The following is a 4,272-nucleotide window of genomic DNA, read 5'->3' as shown; positions in this document are numbered from 1 at the left end:
CTGCTGCAAATGCGATAACAGAGGTACTGCATCATGCGTATCAGCTCGAATACCCAATTCATCGCCACCAATTACAGCCTTGGCAATAATCAGGCGCGCCTGGCCCAACTAAACGAGCAATTGTCGTCGCTCAAGCGGGTTAACCGCCCGTCGGATGATCCGGTCGCGGCTGCCCAGTTGATGAATCTGGCGCAGTCACAATCGCGCAACGACCAGATGCTGATCAATACCCGCACCATAGAGTCGACGCTGGCGCTGTCCGAGGAGTATCTGTTTCGCGGCGGCGAGATCCTGCAGAATATTCAGGCGCTGGGTATTCAGGCCGGTAATGCCTCCCTGACCGATGAAGACCGCAGCTATCTGCGTACCCAGTTGCAGGAGCAGGTCAAGTCGCTGGTCGGTATTGCCAATAGTGCGGACGGCCAAGGCAAGTATCTGTTTGGCGGCACCAAATCCCATGAGGCTCCGTTCGAGCTGAAGATGGATCCGGAGATGAGTATCACCTACAAGGGTGATTGGCAGCGGCAGGAGGTTGCGGCTTCTTCGTCGCGCGACATTGCCATTACCGAACCGGGCGGGCTGGTGTTTGGTGCCGGCTCCAGCGTGGCAGACCCGAATAAACCGGATGAATTTAGCGCCGGCAACGAGCTGTGGCAGGCGCTGGCCCGTTTCGACAAGATTTTGGCTGATGGCCCGAACGGGATGGCCAAACCGGGTCCGGATGGCGAGACCGTGATGGACGACGCGACGCCACCGGCACCGGTGCTGGGTGCTGACGGCAATCCGCTGGTATTTAAAGACGGCTTGCCGCGGCTGGATGTGAATGGCAAGGCGCTGGTCGAGACAGATCCTGCCGGCGGCTTTCGCCCTGTGACGCAGGATTTGCCGCCGACCTATGATGAGTCGCTGGGGAAAACCATAGGCGGCCTCAAAACCGGGCACGAGCAGTTGCTGCGTACGCATACATCGGTAGGTGCACGCCGTGCCGAGGTGGGAACGCTAGGCAAGACCGGCGAGGGTCTGGATGTGCAATACAAGGCGGCAGTCGGCCAACTGCAGGATCTGGATTTTGTGCAGGCGATTACCGACCTGAATATGGCGATCACCGCAATGGAAACCACCCAGAAAACTTACCAGATGGTTTCCAGTCTCAGCCTGTTCAAATATATCTGACAGGCCGCAGTGCTTAGGCTGCGACCGGTTCGATCACAATGCCTGCCCTCAAGCCCGGTTTGACACCGGGGTTGGGGAACAGGATTCTCTCTTCCCCGCCTTGTGCCACATAGCGCGTCGCGCCATCTTCTGCAATCAGGTAGCCATCCGGCAGCAGGGTAAAGTTTTCCACTTGTGCATCCAGATTGAGGCGGAATGCTTCGCTGTGTTTGACCAGATTGTATTTGGCGCGAAACAGCGGCGGGCAGGCGGCAAGTTTCGGCGCTTGTGCCGCCAGTAACTGGCGTAAGCCCTGTGCAATACCGCTAAAGCGCGACAGATCGTTTTGCCCGAATGGCTGCGCCTTGCCTAGCTCTAGCGTAAAGGCCGATGCGTGGCAGTGAAAACTGGTGTGGTAGCTGAACGTTGCCGCCGGCGCACTGTGCAGCAGTATGGCTTCTACATCGCAGCCGGCAAGCCAGGCCAGTTGTTCGCTATCGCAGGCGCGCTGGTGCATGAATGGGACGATGGCGAATTTCTCGAATACCGAGTCGCGAATGGCGGTGTGCAAATCGTAATGCAGGCGTCGGGCGCTGGCGGGGGATGTGGCAAAAAAACGCTCGGCGGCATGTTCAAGCTCGGCGGCGCGCGCCGCTTCGCGGGCTTGTGCATGCTGGCGGTGTGCACCGGCAAACAGGCGGTTCATGTCGTAGTCGAGATAGCGCTCGCCCCGTTGCAGGGCTTCGGGGTGACCCAGTATCGCCAGCAGGCGTACTTTGAGCATCAGGCGTCCGGCAATGATGTCGTTCAGAATGGCATTGAGTACTTCGACGGGGGCTGTTTCATTGCCATGGATGCCGGCGGAAATCAGCACCTGATCGGCGTTTTGCGCCAGCGCGTGCGGAGTCAGTTCCAGAATGCCCGGGCCGTGCCAAGTCAGCCGAAGCTGGGTCAGGGTGCTACGGGCTGGAAAGTCGGTCTTGGTGCAGGCCAGCGTCGCGGATAGAAAATCTGCATGAGAGGTAAACGGCATGGCGGGCGGGCATCCTGATGGCAGTCATGATTAGTATTTTGACATAGCATACGGGAAAACCAGCCCGCTTAGCCAGTACCGGGTCTTGATGCCGGCTAAGCGCGTGCAGCAGGAATCAGTCCAGCCAATCGGGTTTGCGTTTTTCGATAAACGAGCGCATCCCTTCGCGTCCTTCGGCGCTGCTGCGGGTTTCGGCTGCACGGCTTATCGCCAGCGTCATGGCGTCACTGCCGGTTCCCAATGGCGCCAGATCGTGTATCAGGCGCTTGGCTTGCTGCATGGCGTGCGGGCCATTACATAGCAGGTTGCTGACTTGCATGGCAATCACGCTATCCAGTTCTTCATCTTCCACCACCTGGTGCAATAGTCCCAGCCGCTTGGCCTTGCCTGCATTCAGGCGTTCGGCGCTGAGGAAGTAGCGCCGTGCGGCACGTTCGCCGATGGTGCGTAGCACAAAGGGGGCGATGCTTGCCGGGATCGCGCCCAAGCGCGTGTCGGGAAAGCTGAACAGCGCCTCGGAGACGCCATAGGCGATATCGCAACAGGCGATCAGCCCTGCGCCTATGCCGAAAGCCGAGCCTTGCACGCGCGCAATCGTCGGCTTGGGCAAGGTGTCCAGCGTATGCAGCAACTTGGTGACCAGACGGGCTTGCTGTGCGATTTCATCCGGACTGGCGCCCGCCATTTTTTGCAGCCAGGCCATATCGTGACCTGCCGAGAAGTTGATGCCGTTGCCGGTGAGTATCACCACGCGCACGCGTTCATCGCTGCCGACCTCTTGTAGCGTATCGGTCAAGCGGCTGACTATTTCATCGTCCAGTGCATTATGCAGGTCGGGGCGGTTCAGGCGGATGGTGGCAACGCCACGGCTGTCCAGAGTCAGTAATATGGTATCCATCAGTTTATTCCTCCGTTTTATTTATCCGGCAAAGTGTACGATGGCCCGAGCGAGCGCCTCGGGTGCTTCCAGGTGCAGGGCATGGGCAAAGTCGTCCAGTACCAATAATTGTGCATTGGGAATGCTGTGTGCCAGTAGTGCCGACTGGTAAAGTGGCGTTAGCCGGTCGGCGCTTCCCACTAACACCAGTGTCTCGCAAGTCAGCGTGTGCAGCCATGGCCGGGCATCGTGTTGCAGTACGCCGCGGCTTAAGCGTTGTGTGGCGGGCCAGTCTATGCTGGCGGCTATTTCACGCAAGCGTGGCAGCATGGCCGTTTGCGTGCCGAGAAACTGGTTGGAAAACAGCCATGGCAGTCCGGTGTCAAAACGCATGTCGAAGCCGCCGGCTTGATCCGCGCTTGCCCAGTTGCGGGCAATCAGTGCGTTGACCGGGTCCGACCACGCCAGCGTGGCAGCCAAAACCATGCGCGACACGCGGGTCGGGTGCTGGTGTGCAAAATATTGTGCCACCATGCCGCCGTAAGACAGTCCCGCGACGGTCGCCTGCTTCACACCCAGAAAATCCAGAAATGCGGCGGCATCGTCGGCCTGCCCGGCTAGCGGGTAGGCTTCGGCTTCGGGCTTGCTGCTTTGTCCTTGTCCGCAAAAATCCAGACGCAACACCCGAAAGTGTGGCTCCAGATAGGGGAGCAGCAAGCTCCATGCCGCGGTGCTCATGGTGATGCCGTTCATGAGCAATAACGACGGCTTGTCTTTATTGCCGCTGCTCTCATAGTGCAAACGCTGCTGTCTGGCATCAAAGTAAGGCATGGACATCCCCCTCGTATGTTTATTTATACCATTGTAGTGAACGATGCATTCATCGAGGGTGCTACTTTTTCGTTTTGTAAAGCGCAGACAGGTTGCTGGCCTCATTTAAACAACAGCGCCGGATGGGGTGTGCTTGGGCCGGATTGTCTGTCAATAAGCATGCCGGTTTGCATTTTTGGTGACGCGCGAGCTAAGGCCGTGTTTTTTATGATTAATCGCTGCACTGCAACAATTCCTTGTTTATGTTTTTTGGCTTGTCAAATTTATTAAACATGGCATAAGCTAGTCGCAATACTTGCTGTTGGTATATTTGCCAGCGTAAGGGCCTGGCTATTCGGCGGCATATTAGCGGGTTTAATGGGTTTGCCAAGCCTTTGTC

The 4,272-nt window shown here is 57.8% G+C and carries 4 protein-coding genes; 1 reads left to right on the top strand and 3 read right to left on the bottom strand.

The features are described 5' to 3' along the window. Positions 1-33: 33 nt before the first annotated feature. Positions 34-1,173 carry a flagellar hook-associated protein FlgL gene (flgL, locus tag ACRC1E_RS06920; protein ID WP_438514378.1) on the top strand — a complete coding sequence of 380 codons (1,140 nt, stop codon included), beginning with the start codon at positions 34-36 and terminating at the stop codon, positions 1,171-1,173. Positions 1,174-1,186: 13 nt separating this feature from the next. Here flgL and astE read toward each other — a convergent pair whose 3' ends face one another. The 3 genes from astE to ACRC1E_RS06905 form a co-directional block, all read right to left on the bottom strand. Continuing rightward, positions 1,187-2,185 (bottom strand): succinylglutamate desuccinylase, encoded by a 999-nt coding sequence (gene astE / locus ACRC1E_RS06915; RefSeq protein WP_438514377.1) that lies wholly within the window; start codon positions 2,183-2,185, stop codon positions 1,187-1,189. A gap of 115 nt (positions 2,186-2,300) precedes the next feature. Beyond that, complete coding sequence (locus ACRC1E_RS06910; RefSeq protein WP_438514376.1) at positions 2,301-3,083, bottom strand: enoyl-CoA hydratase-related protein; 783 nt, start codon at positions 3,081-3,083, stop codon at positions 2,301-2,303. 21 nt (positions 3,084-3,104) lie between these two features. Then, positions 3,105-3,893, bottom strand: coding sequence for an alpha/beta fold hydrolase (locus ACRC1E_RS06905; protein WP_438514375.1), 789 nt, complete (start codon positions 3,891-3,893; stop codon positions 3,105-3,107). Positions 3,894-4,272: the final 379 nt, after the last annotated feature.

This window comes from Craterilacuibacter sp., from assembly GCF_051659485.1.
GTDB lineage: Bacteria > Pseudomonadota > Gammaproteobacteria > Burkholderiales > Chromobacteriaceae > Craterilacuibacter.
Note: the sequence above shows the minus strand (reverse complement) of the source record. Positions and strands in the feature narration are given on the sequence as shown.